Genomic DNA, 16,305 nt, shown 5'->3' on the forward strand with positions numbered 1-16,305 from the left:
TCCCTCAGTTCTCGTCGTACGTCGAGCCGGGCATGGAGTCCTGGTTCTCGATCGCTTCGTCATTGGTGTTCGGGTTGCGGTCGTACTCGGTGCCGAGCTGGCCGGTGTTGCCCTGGTCGCGCAGAGCCTGCATCTGCTGGTCGTACTCCTCCTGGGAGACGATCTCGACGTTGAAGAGCATCTCCGAGTGGTACTCGCCGCACAGCTCGGCGCACTTGCCCTGGAAGGTGCCCTCATCGCCGGTGGTGAACGACAGGTAGTTGGTCTGGTTCGGGATCATATCCATCTTCTCGAGGAAGGCGGGGACCCAGAACGAGTGGATGACGTCGCGGGAGGTGATCTCCAGCTCGATATCGCTGTCGGCCGGCAGATACAGCGTGGGCAGCGTGTCCTCGACGCCCTCCGAGCCGTCCGTGTTCAGATGCGCCTGCGTGCCCGAGTAGTAGACGTCGTCATCGGTGTAGTTGAAGTCCCAGGCCCACTGCTTGCCGATGACCTGGATGGTGGTGTCCGGGTTGTCATGGCGCGGGGTGATGTCCGCCAGTACGCGCTCCGAGAACACGAACAGCGTGACGACCAGAGCGATCGGCACGAAGGTGTAGAAGATCTCCAGCGGCAGGTGGTAGGCGACCTGGCGGGGATAGCCGACCTCGTTCTTGCGACGGCGGTAGGCGATCATGCACCACAGCATCAGGCCCCAGGTCACCAGGCCGACGGCCATGGCCGCGATCCACGAGCCGACCCACAGGTCCAGGATGGCCTGAGCGTTGTCCGTGGGGGCAGAGTCCCCCACCGGCATGAATCCGTTGCGGACCTGCTGGTTCAGCTCCGCGGAGCAGCCCGTCAGGGCGAGCAGCGCTGCGCCTCCGAGTGCGCTCAGCGTGAGCGTCCGGCGGCGTCGGCTGACGGTTCGGGAAAGCGAACTCACAGACAGCCCTTCCTGTTCTCGATCGCGGTCCTGCCCGTCCGAGTGCTGGCGACGGTCAGGAGCCTGGGGTTTCTCCTGGAGTTTACCCCCTGCGCCCCGAACGTGCTGACACTTCGTCAGCCGTGTGTCCTGGTTTCCGGGGCATGCTGCCGCCCCAGGCTGGGGCTCGCAGCCCGGCACGACGAAGGCCCCGCAGCTCCCCTCGAGGGGAGCCGCGGGGCCTGGCGCCGATGCGCGGCGCGGATCAGCTGAAGGAGTCGCCGCAGGCGCAGGAGCCCTGCGCATTGGGGTTGTCGATGGAGAAGCCCTGCTTCTCGATGGTGTCCTCGAAGTCGATGGTGGAGCCCTCGAGGTAGGGCACCGACATCTTGTCGACGATGACCTCGACGCCGTCGAAGCCCTTGGCCGCGTCGCCGTCGAGGACGCGCTCGTCGAAGTAGAGCTGGTAGATCAAACCGGAGCAGCCGCCGGGCTGCACGGCCACGCGCAGGCGGAGGTCGGTGCGGCCCTCCTGCTCGAGCAGGGCGCTGACCTTCTGCGCGGCGGTCTCGGTCAGGGTGACCCCGTGCGTGGGCAGTCCCTCGGTGGTGACGGTGTCGGTGGTGACGGTCATGCGCTCTCTCCTCCTTGCTGTCCGCCCTCGAAGACGAGGAGCGGGACGTGGCAGCCTTGCTGCAACCTGGAACCAGTGTGGACCCGAGAACATTCCCGCGTCCATCCGCCGCGCGGCCGCGGCGCGCACGACGGCTCCGGCGCGCCGGGGCAGCGGCTCAGCTGCCCGACGAGGCCGCCCGAGCCGCGAGCCACAGCGCCTCGGCGAAGATCGCTCGGCGGTAGTCCTCCAGATGCAGGGACTCGTCGATCCCGTGGGCGCGCGTGTCCGGGTCCTCGATCCCCGTGACGAGGATCGCGGCCTCCGGGTACATGGCCTGCAGGTCGGCCGTGAACGGGATCGATCCGCCCATGCCCATCTCCACGCTGGGACGGCCCCAGGCCGCGCCCAGCGCCCAGAGCATCTCCTGGGCGGGAGGGGCCGAGGTGTCGGTGGCGAAGGCGGGACCGGTCTCCTCGATCTCGACCTCCACCCGGGCGCCGAAGGGAGCGTGCGACTCGAGGTGGCTCACCAGGGCCCGCGCGGCCTCCTTCGGATCCTGGCCAGGGGCGATGCGCAGCGAGATCTTGGCCCGGGCGCTCGGGGCGATCGTGTTCGAGGCGACATCCACGGCGGTCGCGTCGAAGCCGGTGATCGAGATCGCCGGCTGCGTCCACAGCCTCGAGGTCAGGCTCCCCCGCCCGGCCAGCCGGACGTCCGGCAGCACTCCGGCATCGGCGCGGAACTGCTGCTCGTCGTAGTGCAGCTGCTCGCCGCTCTCGGCTCCCTCGTGGCGCTGCAGGCCCTCGACGGCCACGGCGCCGTCGTCGTCGTGCAGCGTGGCGATCAGACGGGAGAGCAGCGTGGGCCCGTCCAGCACCGGCCCGCCGTAGCCGCCGGAATGGAGGGTGTGGTCCACGCCGCTGACCTCGACGATCGCGCCCACGACGCCCCGAAGGCTGGTGGTCAGCGTGGGGACCCCGACCTGCCAGTTGGCGGAGTCGGCGATGACGATCGCATCGGCGGCCAGGGCCGAGCTGTGGCGGGCCAGGAACTCGGCGAAGTGCGGGGAGCCCGCCTCCTCCTCCCCCTCGATGAACATGGTGATGCCCAGGCCGTGGTCCTCTCCGAGTATCCGGCGCAGCACGCGCACGGCGGCCACGTGGGCCAGCACGCCTGCCTTGTCATCGGCTGCGCCTCGGCCCCACAGGCGGCCGTCGCGCTGCTGGGCCTCGAACGGCGGGGTGGTCCAGGCGGAGAGCTCTCCTGGGGGCTGGACATCGTGGTGGGCGTAGAGCAGGACCGTCGGGCGCCCTTCTGCGGCTTCCCTCCGGGCCAGGATCGCCGGGTGGGACTCGGAGCCGTCGGCCGCGTGGATCTCGACCGAGTCGAAGCCCTCGGCCTCGATCAGCGCGGCGACGGCCTTCGCCGATCGCTCGAGGGGCTCCTGGTCGAACGAGTCCCAGGCGATGCCGGGGATCGCCACCAGCTCGGTGAGCTGATCGATCACAGTCTCGAACTCGTCGTCGACCGCCCGGCGGAAGGCCTCTCGGTCGATGCCGGCCACATGGGCGGGGGCCGTCAGGGGCGGTGTCTGCTCGCTGTCGCTCATGGACGCCGATCCTAGCGACGACAGCGCGCTGCGTCGCGGGCGGTCGTCTAGACTCGACGGGTGATCGGACGCAGAAGCAAGGAAGCACAGACCACCGACGAGCCCGTCGGCGGCTCCACGGCCGCCGCCCCGGAGGCCGAGCAGACGGAGCACGACGAGGCTCGGCACCGCGGTCCCAAGACCGAGGGCAAGGGCCGTCCCACGCCCTCGCGCCGTCAGCAGGAGGCCGCGCGCGTGCGCCCGCTGGTCCCGGAGGACCGCAAGGCCGCCAAGCAGGCCGACCGCGCCGCCCGGCGCGAGCAGCGCCTCACGGCCCAGCAGGGGATGGCCGCCGGCGACCGCCGCTACCTGCCCGCACGCGATCAGGGCGAGCAGAAGGCCTTCGTGCGCGATTTCGTGGACTCCCGCTGGAACGTCGCGGAGCTCCTCATGCCCATCGCGCTGATCGCCCTGGTCTTCCTGCTGATCCCCTCGGGGCTGCAGCAGATCGGCGTGGCCGTGTTCTACGCGCTGATCGCCATGGCAGTGCTCGACAGCATCCTGCTGGTCATCGGCGTGCGTCGCGGCCTGAACCGCAAGTTCGGCAGCCGCGAGTCCGGCACGAGCTTCTACGCGGTCACCCGCGCCATGAACCTGCGCTCGACCCGCATGCCCCGCCCCCAGGTCAAGCGGGGCCAGCGCCCCTCCTGAGTCTCCCTCCTCGCTCCGGCGCGGTGCGAGCAGCTGCGCCGAAGGCCCTCTCCCCGCGGGGAGAGGGCCTTCAGCCGCTCTTGAGGGCTCGTGCTCAGCCCCGGCGCGCGCGGCGGCCCGGACGGCGGCTCCCGCGACGCAGCCCGCGCACGATCCTGGCGGCATAGAACGGCCCCTCGTAGAGGAAGGCCGTGTAGCCCTGGACCAGATCGGCACCGGCCTCCAGCCGGCGCCGGGCGTCCTCGGCGGAGGCGACTCCCCCGGCGGCGATGATCGTGAGCCGGTCCCCCACGTGCGCGCGGACGATGCGCAGGACCTCCTCGGCCCGCGGGGCCAGCGGCGCGCCCGAGAGGCCTCCGGCGCCGATCTTCGCGACCGCCCCCGGATCGGTGCGCAGCCCCAGGCCATCGCGGGCGATCGTCGTGTTCGTGGTGGCGATCCCGTCCAGGCCCAGCTCCAGGGCCAGGTCGGCAACAGCGCGGACGTCGTCATCGGCCAGGTCCGGGGCGATCTTCACGAGCAGCGGGATGCGGCGCCCCGCAGCGGCCTCTGACTCCTCCCGCACGGCGGCGAGGATGGGCCGCAGCGACTCGACGGCCTGCAGCTCGCGCAGTCCCGGGGTGTTCGGCGAGGAGACGTTGACCATCATGTAGTCGGCCAGCGGAGCGAGCTGACGGGTCGAGGCGCGGTAGTCGGCCACGGCGTCCTCGAGCGCGACTGCCTTGGTCTTGCCGATGTTGACCCCGATGACCGGACGGGCCCGCCCGGACCAGTCGGCGTCGAGCTCGCGACGGGCCTGGGCCAGGCGAGGTGCGACGGCTACGGCGCCGTCGTTGTTGAAGCCCATCCGGTTGATGACGGCGCGGTCCTCGACCAGGCGGAACAGTCTCGGCTGCGGGTTGCCCGGCTGCGCCTGGGCGGTCACCGTGCCGATCTCCACGTGCCCGAAGCCCAGATCCGCCAGCGCGGGGATCCCCTGGGCGCCCTTGTCGAAGCCGGCAGCCAGTCCGAAGCGCGATGGGAAGCGCAGGCCCATGACCTCCACGGCCTGATCGCGACCGGGCGCGCACAGCCGGCGCAGCACCGCCGAGACGCCGAGGCTCCGAGACAGGCGGATGCCCAGGAAGCCGAGGTGATGGGCCCGCTCGGGATCCATCCCGGAGAACGCGAGGCGGAAGAACATAGGGTAGAGGCGCATGGCCGACATTCTCGCAGAATGCCGGCGCACTTCCCTCGCATCGCGCCCCAGGAGGCCCGCCATCGTGCACAGCGCCCAGGAGCAGGCCCTCGCCCCGGAGGGCGGGAGTGCGGAGAGGCCGTGGAGCGAGGATGTGCTGGGACCGGGGTTCCAGGCCCGACGGCTTCGGGTGACGGGGCGCGGGGTCCACGATCGCGCCACGCTGGTGCGCCACCTCCCCGGGCAGGACCCCGGCTGCGAGCAGGATCCCGACCGCGGTCCCACGGACGCCGAGGCGCAGCAGCGGGCAGCCGGCACGGTGATCTATGTCCACGGGTGGTCGGACTACTTCGCGAATCCCGAGCTCGCCCGCACGGTCTCGGCGGCCGGGTTCCGCTTCTACGCCGTGGACCTGCACGGCTACGGCCGCGCCCTGGACGACGACGTCCTGGCTCGTCCGGACGTCCCCGGCTACGCCGAGTCCATGCGCGAGTACCGCGAGGACCTGCAGCAGGCCGTGCGCACGATCGCCGAGGACGGCGCACCGGCCGAACCGGGGCGCATCGTGTGGATCGGGCACTCGACCGGAGGGCTGCTGCTCAGCCTTGCGGCCCTGCTGGCCCAGGAGCCTCCGGCGGGCCTCGCACTGGCCACGCCGTGGATCGCCTCGCATGCCCACGACCTCACGGGCCGGGCCCTGGTCGCCGTGCTGCGCAGGGTGCCGCGGCGCTGGCACGGCCGTCCGCTGCCGCTGCGGCTGACCAGCAGCTACTACCGCAGCCTCTCGGCCGACCACGAGGGTGAATGGGAGCTGGACCCGCGCTGGCGCCCGCAGACCTCGTTCCCGCTCACGGTCGGCTTCCTGCTGGCCGCGCACCAGGGGCATCTGCGGCTGCGTCAGCTGCACCGCGACGGATCCCGGGTGCAGGCCCCGGTGCTGCTGCAGACCGCCCGCGCCAGCCTGTTCCTGCCGTGGTGGACTCCGCTGGCCACCCGCCGCGACACGGTGCTGGACGTGCGGCAGGTGCGGCGCGGGATCGGGGTGCTGTCCCGCACGCCGCGGGTGATCTCCTACGACGGCGGCCTGCACGACATCCACCGCTCCGCCCCGCAGGTGCGCGAGCGGGCCTTCGCCGATCTCAGCGGGTGGCTGCGCGAGATCGCACAGCGCCTGCCCGGCGGCTGAGGACCGGCTCAGGCGCCGCCGGTCACCTTGTCCACGGCCCCGCCGTAGCGGCGGTCGCGACGGGCGAACTCCTCGACGGCGGCCCACAGCGTCCGACGATCGACGTCCGGCCACAGGACGTCCTGGAAGACGAGCTCGGCGTAGGCCGACTGCCACAGCATGAAGTTGGAGATCCGCTGCTCTCCGGAGGAGCGCAGGAACAGATCGACGTCCGGCAGATCCGGCTCGTCGAGGTAGGCCTGAAGGGTCTTCTCGTCGATCTTCCGAGGGTTGAGGCGGCCGTCGGCGGCATCGCGGGCCATGGCGGCTGCGGCATCGGCGATCTCGGCCCGTCCGCCGTAGTTCACGCACATGGTCAGCGTGGCCACATCGTGATCGCGGGTCTCCCGCTCGGCGGTCTCGAGCCGGTCGATCACCGAGCGCCACAGGCGAGGCCGGCGCCCCGCCCAGCGGATGCGCACGCCCCACTCGTGGAACGTGTCGAGCTGGCGCTGCATGACCTCGGCCGTGAAGTTCATGATGAAGGCGACCTCGCTGGGCGAGCGCTTCCAGTTCTCGGTCGAGAACGCGTAGGCCGAGACATAGGGGATGCCCATCTCGATGGCACCGGCGACCACGTCCACCAGGGCGCGCTCGCCGGCGCGGTGGCCCTCGTTGCGCGGCAGGCCGCGCTCATTGGCCCAGCGCCCGTTGCCGTCCATCACCACGGCCACATGCCGCGGCACGAACTGGGCCGGGATCGGCGGAGCCACGGCACCGGAAGGGTGGGCCGGGGGCGGTGCGAAGCGCCTCACAGGGGTCCTCTCGACGGGGATCAGTCGCGCTCGACGAGCTGCAGCGACTTCACGGCGTGCTCCAGATGGAACTGGACGTAGGCGCCGATGATACCGGCGGCCGCCCGGGCGGTGCGGGGCTCGACCGCATCCACCCGGGGCCAGTCGCCGTCCAGCAGCGCCTGCAGGTGGGCGACCACCCGCACGTCCGGGGACAGCGAGCCGGGCGGACGGCAGCGATCGCAGACCATCCCGCCCAGCTGGGCGACGAACGACCGATGCGGGCCCGGATCGCCGCACTGGGCGCAGACCGTGAACGACGGCGCCCACCCGGCCGCTGACATGGCCCGCAGCAGGTAGGAGTCCAGCAGCTGATCCGGGGCGTGCAACCCCCGGGCCATCGCCGACAGCGCCCCGATCAGCAGGTCGTACTGCGGTCGGGTCTGCTGGCCGTCGTCGGTCGAGAGCTGCTCGGCGGCCTCGACCATGGCAGCCGCCGCGGTGAACCGGGAGTAGTCCGAGGCGATGGCCGTGGACCAGGTCTTGCGTGCCACCGCCTGGGAGACGATGTCCAGGCTGCGGCCGTGCACGAGCTGCAGGTCCGAGAGGGTGAAGGGCTCGAGCCGGGAGCCGAACTTGGAGCTCGTGCGCCGCACGCCCTTGGCCACGGCCCGGACCTGACCGTGCTCCCGCGTCAGCAGGACCACGATCCGGTCGGCCTCCCCCAGCGGGTAGGTCCGCAGCACGACCCCGGTGTCCCGGTAGGACGCCGAGGCGAACGACGAGCCCCGGGCCATCTCGGCCTCAAGCCTCCTGGGACGCCGCGCGGGCCGCCCGGTTGACCGCCGAGACGACGGCCTTCAGCGACGAGCGCGTGGTCGAGGAGTCGATGCCCGCACCCCACAGGACCTTCTCCCCCACCGCGAGCTCGACGAACGAGGCGGCGTGGGCGTCCGAGGCGGCCGAGAGCGTGTGCTCGGAGTAGTCGAGCAGCCGCAGGTCGACTCCCTCTGCGCGCAGGATCTGGATGAGGGCGTCGATGGGGCCGTTGCCGCTGGCGGAGCGCTGGCGCGCGGCGCCGTCGATCTCCAGGCCGAGGTCCAGGCGAGTGTCGCCGTCGTCCTCGGAGTGCGTGCTGATCGAGGTGAGGCGGTAGCGGCCCCAGCGGTTGCCCTCGTGATCGGCAGGCAGGTACTCGTCCTGGAAGATCTCCCAGATCTGCTCGCCGCTGATCTCGCTTCCGCTGTCCTCCGTGTGGCGCTGGACCACGCCGGAGAACTCGATCTGCGCACGGCGCGGGAGGGTGAGCCCGCGCTCGGTCTTCAGGAGGTAGGCCACGCCGCCCTTGCCGGACTGCGAGTTCACGCGGATCACGGCCTCGTAGGAACGGCCCAGGTCCTTGGGATCGATCGGCAGGTACGGCACGGCCCACTCGAGCTCCTCGACCGAGACGCCCTGGCGCTGGGCATCGGCCTGCATGGCGTCGAAGCCCTTGTTGATCGCGTCCTGGTGCGAGCCGGAGAAGGCCGTGAAGACCAGGTCGCCGCCGTACGGGGAGCGCTCGGGGACCGGAAGCTGGTTCGCGGTCTCCACGGTGGAGCGGATGTGGGCGATGTCCGAGAAGTCGATCATGGGATCCACGCCCTGGGTGAGCATGTTCAGCCCCAGGGTCACCAGATCCACATTGCCCGTGCGCTCGCCGTTGCCGAAGAGGCACCCCTCGATGCGATCCGCCCCGGCCAGGTAGCCCAGCTCGGCGGCGGCCACGCCGGTGCCGCGATCGTTGTGCGGGTGCAGCGACAGGATCGTGGAATCGCGATGGTACAGGTTGCGCGTCATCCACTCGATCGAATCGGCGTAGACATTGGGGGTCGCCATCTCGACGGTGGCCGGCAGGTTGAGGATCATCTCGCGGTCGCCGCCGATCTCGAAGGTCTCGGCGACCTCGTTGGAGATCCGCGCCGCGAACTCGAGCTCGGTGCCGGTGAACGACTCGGGCGAGTACTCGTAGACGATCCTGGTGTCGGTCGTGGCCGCGAGCTGCTCCTCGTACTTCATGCACAGGCGCGCACCCGTCAGGGCGATGTCGACGATCCCGTCCTCATCCGAGCGGAACACCACCCGGCGCTGGAGGACCGACGTCGAGTTGTAGAGGTGCACGATCGCCTGCGGGGCGCCGGCGATGGCCTCGAACGTGCGCTGGATCAGGTGCTCGCGCGACTGGGTCAGGACCTGGATCGAGACGTCCTCGGGAATGCGGTCCTCGTCGATGAGGCGGCGCACGAAGTCGAAGTCGACCTGCGAGGCGGACGGGAAGCCGACCTCGATCTCCTTGTAGCCCATCTTCACGAGCAGCTCGAACATCATCAGCTTGCGCTGGGAGTCCATGGGATCGATCAGGGCCTGGTTGCCGTCGCGCAGGTCGACGGCGCACCAGCGCGGGGCCTGGGTGATCGTGCGGTCCGGCCAGGTGCGATCCGGCAGCGAGAACGGGATCTGCTCGTGGAAAGGACGGTACTTGTGCGTGGGCATTCCCGAGGGCTGCTGGCGATTCTGCATGAGTGGAACCTGTCTCTCTCGCCGCGCGGGAGCGCCGGGCGGCAGGGGTGCGGAGCGGATCGGGCCGGGCATGGCAGACGCCGCAGCGGGATCCGGCCCTTTCCTGGCGATCTCGACGTCCGAGCGACCGTGAGGTCGGGGACGGGATCCGGCCAGGATCAGGACCCGCTGCGGCAGATCAGCAGTAGCTTCGCGGCCGTGCACATGCTCCTGACCGTATCACCACGCGAGAGCCGCCCGCGCACCGCCTGAGGCCTCACTGCTGGCAGGTGAACTGCTCCGCAGTCTGGCCGCTGTACTCGTCCGGGACCTCGGCATCGACGTCCATGGTCTCCCCCTGGGCGAAGTCCTCGCCGACCGTCAGCGAGAGGCCGCTGAGCAGGTCGTCGCCGGGGGCGATCTGCGATTCGGGGATGCCGAGCTCGTCGGCGACCTGCTCCGCGGCGCCCTGCCAACCCATGGCGTAGTGCAGCTGGGTGCCCGGCAGGTCCTCCTCGGACTGCTCGCCGAGCTCGGCGAGGTCGTAGCCGGCCTCGCCGAGCCGGTCGACGAGCTCCTGGTCCCGATCCTCGGCGCCCGAGGCGTTGTTCACCGTCACGGGCACCGTGTCGGGGCTGAAGGCCGCGCCCGTGGGCTCGGCGGCCGCATTCCCGGTGGGTGCGGCGGTGGCTGTGGCACTGGCGCCGGCCGAGGCCGACGGGGATGCGGAGGCCTCCGGCTCACCGTCCTCGGTCAGGGAGCCGTCCTGGCGCAGGACCTGGAAGAGCTCCTCGGCCGGCTTCTCGTCGAGCTGCAGGCGGTTGGGGTCCTGGGGGTAGACCTCGGAGGGCACCGAGACGAACACCACCCGCGAGAGATCCACGTCCGCCAGCTCCCCGGCCAGCCCCACGATGCGGGTCACATTGCCGAGCTGCTCGTCCACGTGGAGGTTCTGCGTCATGACATCGGCGATGTCGTAGAGGGCAGGGATGTTGCTCAGCGTGCCCTCGGCCTTGAGCTTGCGCGCCAGCGAGGACATGAACTGCTGCTGCGAGCGGATGCGGGACTCGTCGCCGCCGTCGCCGAAGGCCGCCCGGGAGCGCAGGAAGGCCAGGGCCTGCTCGCCCTCGACCGTGGAGGTGCCTGCCGGCAGCTCGAGCCCGGATTTGGGGTCTTCGACCTCGTGGTTCACGCAGACCTCCACGCCGCCCACGCTGCGCGACAGCTCGGTCACGGCGTCGAAGTCGGCGAGCATGAAGTGATCGATGCTCAGGCCGGTGAGCTCATTGATCGCTGCCACCGTACAGCCGGGGCCGCCGTTCTCCCCCGCCGAGTTGAGCATGGCGGCATCCTGCGCAGGGTAGGTCTTTCCGCTCTCCGGGTCCGTGCACTCGGGGATCTCCACCATCAGATCGCGGGGGAAGGACACAACCGTGACGTCCTCGCGGTCCTCCGAGATGTGGGCCAGCATCATGACGTCCGTCTTGCCGCCGCCGTTGCCCTCCTCGACCTCCCCGTAGCGGGAGTTCCCCTCACCGGCGCGGGTGTCCGAGCCGAGGATGAGGATGTCGGTGGCCCCGGAGTCCTCCGCTTCTTCCTGCCCCAGGTTCAGCGGGCTGGTGACCAGGTTCTGCTGCAGCTTGAAGATGCTCAGCCCGCCGATGCCCACCACGACGGCCAGAAGCATGGCCGCGATGATCAGTCCCCAGCGCCGCCCCTCCGGCGGCGCGGACGCGGCACTCCAGTGACGACCGAGCTGCTCCGGCTCGGTGGTGCGCTCGTCGGCTGCTGCGTCATCTCGGGGGTGTGTGCTCACGTGCTCTGTTCCGGTCGATCTGGGGGGGGGGTGGCCTCGGGGCTTTTAGAAGCCGAGCCGTGACATCTGCCGCGGGTCGCGCTGCCATTCCTTGGCCACCTTCACGTGCAGGCTGAGGTAGACCCGGGTGCCGAGCAGCCGCTCGATCGAAGCACGGGACGTGGCGCCGATCTCGCGGAGGCGGGCCCCTTGCTTGCCGATCACGATGGCCTTCTGCGACGGGCGCTCCACATACAGCGAGACGTGCACGTCCAGCATGGGATCGTCCTCGGGCCGGTCCTCGCGCGGGATCATGTCGTCGCACACGGCAGCCAGGGAGTGCGGCAGCTCGTCGCGCACGCCCTCCAGGGCCGCCTCGCGCACGAGCTCGGCCACGAGCGTCATCTCCGGCTCGTCCGTGAGGTCGCCGTCCGGGTACAGGGGCGGGGAGATCGGCATATGCGAGATCAGCAGCTCGGCCAGCTCCTCGAGCTTGAAGCTGTCGACCGCCGAGACGGGGATGACATCGGCGAATCCGATGTCCTCGGGCACCGGAGTCGGCGTGTAGTCGCGCCCGCGCTTCCTGGCCCTGATGGCCTGACGGCGCTGGAACTCCACGTGCTCCGCGGTGAGCACCTCGCGACCCATGGCCTCCACGGCCATGAGCTGCTCGGCGAGCTCCCCGCGATCGACCTTGTCCGCCTTGGTGATGATCGCCACGATCGGCTTGCGCCCAGCACTGGCAAGCTGCTGGGCGATGAAGCGGTCGCCGGGGCCGATCTTCTCGTCCGCCGGGATGCAGATGCCCAGGACGTCGACCTCGCTGAGGGTCTCGCTCACGAGCTCGTTGAGCCGCTCCCCCAGCAGCGTGCGCGGGCGGTGGACCCCCGGCGTGTCGACGAGCACGAGCTGGCCGCTGTCCCGGTGCACGATCCCGCGGATGGTGTGGCGCGTGGTCTGCGGGCGGTTGGACGTGATCGCGATCTTCTCGCCGACCAGCGCATTGGTCAGCGTGGACTTGCCGACGTTGGGCCGTCCCACGAAGACGGCGAAGCCCGCGCGCGTCTGTGCGGGGTCATCCCACTGCGCGGGGCCGCCGGTCCGGGTTGTCTCGCTCATCTTCAGGTGCTGCTCTCAGGTGTCGTGGTGAGGACGGGATGGCCGCTGCGTTGCGCTCGGCGGCGGTTCAGCGGATGGTCTCGGCGGGGGCCTGCCGGCCCAGGAAGCCGCTGAGCAGCTGTCGCTGCAGGGCGAACATGGTCGTGCGCTCGTCGTCCTCGGCATGGTCGTGGCCGAGCAGGTGCAGGATGCCGTGCACGGTCAGCAGGGCGAACTCGTCCTCGGTGCTGTGCCCGGCCTCGGCGGCCTGCCTGGCGGCCACCGGCGGGCACAGCACGATGTCCCCGAGCACGCCCTCGGTCGGCTCCTGGGCGGTGCCGGCGCGCAGCTCGTCCATGGGGAAGGACAGGACGTCGGTGGGCCCGGGAAGATCCATCCACTGCACGTGCAGCTCGGACATCTCGTCCTCGTCGACCACGGCGATCGACAGCTCGACGGACTTCGACAGGTGCAGCTCGCGGAAGCAGTGCTCGATCAGCTCCCGCTGCCGCGCCGGGACGTACGCCTCCCAGCTGGCGCGATCGGCGGCCGTGGCGTCCTCCGGCAGCGGGCGGATGTCGAACTCGACGCTCATGCGTCCTCCCCCTGCCGCTCCTGTGCGTCCTGCGACGTCCCGCGCTGGGCTGCGGCCTCACGACGGGCGTCCTTGCGCTCGCGGCGCTCCTGGCGCCGGCGGTTGGTCACGCCGAAGACCTCGTAGGCATCGACGATCCGCCCCACCAGCTCGTGGCGCACGACATCGTCGCTGGTCAGCTCCGGGAAGGCGATGTCCTCGACGCCGTGGAGGATGTGCTCGACCTGGCGCAGGCCCGAGGATGTGCCGCCGGGCAGGTCCACCTGGGTGATGTCGCCGGTGACCACGATCTTGGAGCCGAAGCCCAGGCGCGTGAGGAACATCTTCATCTGCTCGGGCGTGGTGTTCTGGGCCTCGTCGAGGATGATGAAGGAGTCGTTGAGCGTGCGCCCGCGCATGTAGGCCAGCGGGGCCACCTCGATGGTCCCGGCCTCCATGAGCTTGGGAATCGCGTCCGGGTCGAGCATCTCGTGCAGGGCATCGAAGAGCGGCCGCAGGTAGGGGTCGATCTTCTCGTTGAGGGAGCCGGGCAGGAAGCCCAGCCGCTCGCCGGCCTCGACCGCGGGACGCGTGAGGATCAGCCGCGAGACCTCCTTGCGCTGCAGTGCCTGCACCGCCTTGGCCATGGCCAGGTACGTCTTGCCCGTGCCGGCCGGGCCGATGCCGAAGGTCACGGTGTGGTCGTCGATGGCGTCCACGTAGAGCTTCTGGTTGATCGTCTTGGGGCGGATGGTGCGCCCGCGCGAGCTGAGGATGTCCTGGTTCAGAGCGCTCGAGGGCCGTGCCGCCGCATCCCTGCCCAGGATGCCCATCAGCTGCGCGATCACCTGCGGGGTGACGAGCGTCCCCTGGGAGGCCAGGGCTCGGATCTCCTCGAGCAGCGCGACGACGACGGCGACGTCCTCCGCGCGGCCGTCGACCGAGACGGTGAGGTCGTGGGCGCGCAGATGGGTGCCCGGACGGGCCAGCTCGATCTGGGTCAGCGCGGAATCGGCCTGGCCGATGCTGCGCACCATGGTCTCGCGGTCGTGGAAGACGACGGTGCGCCGCACGCGCTCCTGCTCCGGGGACGCGTCCTGCGCGGGTGCCCCGACGGGACGCTGCGGGTCCGCTTCGGTGTCCGAGAGGGTGCTGTGATCCATGGTGAGGGCCGTGTGGCCGCTGCCGCCTTCCGTTGCGCTGCGCGTGGTCTGCTCCGCACGGGAGGCTGCAGCTGGTGCAGGCCGAGGTGCGGTTCGAGGGCCCATGCTATCGCGCCGGTGCGACGCGCCGGCGGGCGGCTGTGCCGCCGTGGATGCTCACCAGCGCCCGAGAGCGCAGGACAGCACGGCCACGGCAGCGGCCCCTGCCGTGGAGGAGCGCAGGACCTCCGGGCCCAGCAGCATCGGCTGAGCCCCGGCCTGCACGAAGCGCTCGAGCTCCGCATCCGAGACGCCGCCCTCCGGGCCCACGATCAGCCCGATCCCCTCCAGGTCCTCGTGGGACGCCAGCTCCGGAAGCAGCTCGGTGAGACGCTGCTGCGCGCTCTCGTGCAGGACCAGCCAGCGGGTGCCCGGCGCCTCCTCGATGAGCCGGGCCAGCGAGGAGCTCGTGACCGGCTCGCGCAGCTGCGGCCAGCGAGCCCGTCGGGACTGCTTGGCCGCCGAAGTCAGGGCGGACTCCCACTTGGCCAGCTGCTTGGCCTGGCGCTCGGGGCGCAGCTTGGCGATCGAGCGCTCGGCCTGCCACGGGATCACGGCCTCGACGCCGAGCTCGGTGCAGGACTCGACGGCCTGCAGATCACGGTCGCCCTTGGCCAGGGCCTGCACGAGGACCAGCTCGGGGCTGCGCGCCGGCTCCTGCACGGAGTCCTGGACGCGCAGCTCGATCCGGTCGCCAGCGGCGCTCACGACGCTGCCGGTGACCCGCAGCCCGCGGCCGTCGACGAGCTCGAGCCGCTCGCCGGTGCTCAGGCGCCGCACGGTGGCGGCGTGGCGGGCCTCAGGGCCGCTGAGCACGATCTGCTCCCCCGTGCCGGCGCCGAGCAGCTCGGTCTTGGCGAGGAAGACGGGCAGCGTGGTCATGTCCGGCGCCTCACTGATCCGCGAAGCGGTCGCGCAGCCGCGAGAAGAACCCGCCGCCGCCCCCGCGCTCCTGCGTGCGGCTCACGGCGGTTCCGGTGTGCTGCTCCTCGCCGCGCAGGGAGGCCAGCCGGGTGAGCAGCTCGCGCTGCTCGCCGGTGAGGTCCTCGGGGGTCTCGACCTCCAGGTGCACCACCAGATCGCCGCGCTCCCCGCTCTGGCTGCGCAGGCGGGTGGAGCCCAGGCCCTCGACCCGGCGGGTCTGACCCGACTGGGTGCCTGCGGGAATCGAGATCTCCTGGGGGCCGTCGAAGGTGTCGAGCTTGAGGGTGGTGCCCAGCGCGGCCGAGGTCATGGGGATCCGCACGGTGACGTGCAGGTCGTCGCCGTCGCGGGTGAACGTGGGGTCCTGGGTGACCTTGGTCTCCACGTACAGGTCGCCGCTGGGGCCGCCGGCCACGCCGGCCTCGCCCTGCCCCGACAGGCGGATGCGCACTCCGCTGCGCACGCCGGCGGGGATCTTGACGTTCAGCGGGCGCTTGTCGCGCACGCGCCCGTGGCCGTAGCACTCCTGGCACGGGGACTTGATGACATCGCCGTAGCCGCGGCAGGTGGGGCACTCGGCCACGGTCATCACGGTGCCCAGGGGCGAGCGGATGGGCTGGCGGACCTGGCCCTGGCCGCCGCAGTCGGTGCACTGCTCAGGGTGGGTGCCCGGCTGGCAGCAGGTGCCCTGGCACTCGGGGCACACGACCGCGGTGTCCACCGTGATCCGCTTCTGGGTGCCGAAGACGGCCTCCTGCAGGGAGACGTCCACGGTGATCAGAGCGTCCTGGCCCTGGCGCGTGCGGGACTTGGGGCCCTGGGCTCCGCCGCCCTGGAAGAAGGCGTCGAAGATGTCGCCGAAGCCCCCGAACCCGCCGCCGCCGCCGAAGCCGCCGCCGCCGAAGCCGGACTCGCCGTTCTCATTGCCGGTGGCGTCGTAGATGCGCCGCTTCTCCGGGTCGGAGAGGACGTCGTTGGCGTGGGAGACGCGCTTGAACTCATCGGCGGCATCCGGCGACGGGTTGACGTCCGGGTGCAGCTGACGGGCCTTCTTGCGGTAGGCGCGCTTGATCTCCTCGGCGGAGGCGTCCCGGGACACGCCCAGGGTCTCGTAGTGATCGCTCACAGGTCGTTCCGTCCTCGTCATCTCTGGGATTCGTGGTCTGCGCGCCCCTCGCCGGGCGCATGGCCGGGCTCGAGGAGAGCGCGAGTCTGT

General features: G+C 71.0%; 15 protein-coding genes. 2 read left to right on the forward strand and 13 right to left on the reverse strand.

Features of this window, described 5'->3' with window-relative positions:
* Positions 1-4: 4 nt before the first annotated feature.
* The 3 genes from ctaC to FFS25_RS06800 form a co-directional block, all read right to left on the reverse strand.
* Positions 5-928 (reverse strand): aa3-type cytochrome oxidase subunit II, encoded by a 924-nt coding sequence (gene ctaC, locus FFS25_RS06790; protein WP_137802340.1) that lies wholly within the window; start codon positions 926-928, stop codon positions 5-7.
* Between the two features lie 244 nt (positions 929-1,172).
* Positions 1,173-1,541, reverse strand: coding sequence for a HesB/IscA family protein (locus tag FFS25_RS06795; RefSeq protein ID WP_058870920.1), 369 nt, complete (start codon positions 1,539-1,541; stop codon positions 1,173-1,175).
* A gap of 157 nt (positions 1,542-1,698) precedes the next feature.
* Positions 1,699-3,132, reverse strand: coding sequence for a dipeptidase (locus FFS25_RS06800; RefSeq protein WP_137802341.1), 1,434 nt, complete (start codon positions 3,130-3,132; stop codon positions 1,699-1,701).
* Positions 3,133-3,192: 60 nt separating this feature from the next.
* Between FFS25_RS06800 and FFS25_RS06805 the strand changes: the two genes are divergently transcribed.
* The gene (locus tag FFS25_RS06805; RefSeq protein WP_058870922.1) at positions 3,193-3,822 is read left to right on the forward strand and encodes a DUF3043 domain-containing protein; all 630 of its coding nucleotides are present in this window, start codon (positions 3,193-3,195) and stop codon (positions 3,820-3,822) included.
* Positions 3,823-3,916: 94 nt separating this feature from the next.
* On the opposite strand, the gene FFS25_RS06810 is transcribed toward FFS25_RS06805, so the two are convergent.
* Positions 3,917-5,020 carry a quinone-dependent dihydroorotate dehydrogenase gene (locus FFS25_RS06810; RefSeq protein WP_058871114.1) on the reverse strand — a complete coding sequence of 368 codons (1,104 nt, stop codon included), beginning with the start codon at positions 5,018-5,020 and terminating at the stop codon, positions 3,917-3,919.
* Between the two features lie 64 nt (positions 5,021-5,084).
* Here FFS25_RS06810 and FFS25_RS06815 point away from each other — a divergent pair, with 64 nt between their 5' ends.
* The gene (locus tag FFS25_RS06815) at positions 5,085-6,185 is read left to right on the forward strand and encodes an alpha/beta hydrolase (RefSeq protein WP_171004123.1); all 1,101 of its coding nucleotides are present in this window, start codon (positions 5,085-5,087) and stop codon (positions 6,183-6,185) included.
* A gap of 8 nt (positions 6,186-6,193) precedes the next feature.
* On the opposite strand, the gene FFS25_RS06820 is transcribed toward FFS25_RS06815, so the two are convergent.
* The 9 genes from FFS25_RS06820 to dnaJ all read right to left on the reverse strand — a co-directional run bounded on the left by FFS25_RS06820 (position 6,194) and on the right by dnaJ (position 16,215).
* Positions 6,194-6,979, reverse strand: a complete 786-nt coding sequence (locus FFS25_RS06820; protein WP_081609399.1) for an isoprenyl transferase — start codon at positions 6,977-6,979, stop codon at positions 6,194-6,196.
* A gap of 20 nt (positions 6,980-6,999) precedes the next feature.
* On the reverse strand, positions 7,000-7,755 hold the full coding sequence (gene recO, locus FFS25_RS06825) for a DNA repair protein RecO (protein ID WP_024290493.1): 756 nt from the start codon (positions 7,753-7,755) through the stop codon (positions 7,000-7,002).
* 7 nt (positions 7,756-7,762) lie between these two features.
* Positions 7,763-9,517 carry a 2-isopropylmalate synthase gene (leuA, locus tag FFS25_RS06830; RefSeq protein WP_137802343.1) on the reverse strand — a complete coding sequence of 585 codons (1,755 nt, stop codon included), beginning with the start codon at positions 9,515-9,517 and terminating at the stop codon, positions 7,763-7,765.
* A 256-nt stretch (positions 9,518-9,773) separates the two neighbouring features.
* On the reverse strand, positions 9,774-11,312 hold the full coding sequence (locus tag FFS25_RS06835; protein ID WP_053447344.1) for an LCP family protein: 1,539 nt from the start codon (positions 11,310-11,312) through the stop codon (positions 9,774-9,776).
* Positions 11,313-11,357: 45 nt separating this feature from the next.
* Positions 11,358-12,410: a GTPase Era gene (locus FFS25_RS06840; RefSeq protein ID WP_137802344.1), complete on the reverse strand. Its 1,053-nt coding sequence runs from the start codon at positions 12,408-12,410 to the stop codon at positions 11,358-11,360.
* Positions 12,411-12,477: 67 nt separating this feature from the next.
* Positions 12,478-12,984 (reverse strand): rRNA maturation RNase YbeY, encoded by a 507-nt coding sequence (gene ybeY, locus FFS25_RS06845; RefSeq protein ID WP_171004124.1) that lies wholly within the window; start codon positions 12,982-12,984, stop codon positions 12,478-12,480.
* On the reverse strand, positions 12,981-14,000 hold the full coding sequence (locus tag FFS25_RS06850) for a PhoH family protein (RefSeq protein ID WP_249933811.1): 1,020 nt from the start codon (positions 13,998-14,000) through the stop codon (positions 12,981-12,983). The genes ybeY and FFS25_RS06850 overlap by 4 nt, the downstream gene beginning before the upstream one ends.
* A 282-nt stretch (positions 14,001-14,282) precedes the next feature.
* Positions 14,283-15,047, reverse strand: a complete 765-nt coding sequence (locus FFS25_RS06855; RefSeq protein ID WP_137802346.1) for a 16S rRNA (uracil(1498)-N(3))-methyltransferase — start codon at positions 15,045-15,047, stop codon at positions 14,283-14,285.
* Between the two features lie 10 nt (positions 15,048-15,057).
* Positions 15,058-16,215: a molecular chaperone DnaJ gene (gene dnaJ, locus FFS25_RS06860; RefSeq protein WP_006213245.1), complete on the reverse strand. Its 1,158-nt coding sequence runs from the start codon at positions 16,213-16,215 to the stop codon at positions 15,058-15,060.
* Between the last annotated feature and the right edge of the window lie 90 nt (positions 16,216-16,305).

The organism is Kocuria sp. 2SI (genome assembly GCF_005502825.1).
In the GTDB taxonomy this organism is placed as follows: domain Bacteria; phylum Actinomycetota; class Actinomycetes; order Actinomycetales; family Micrococcaceae; genus Kocuria; species Kocuria palustris.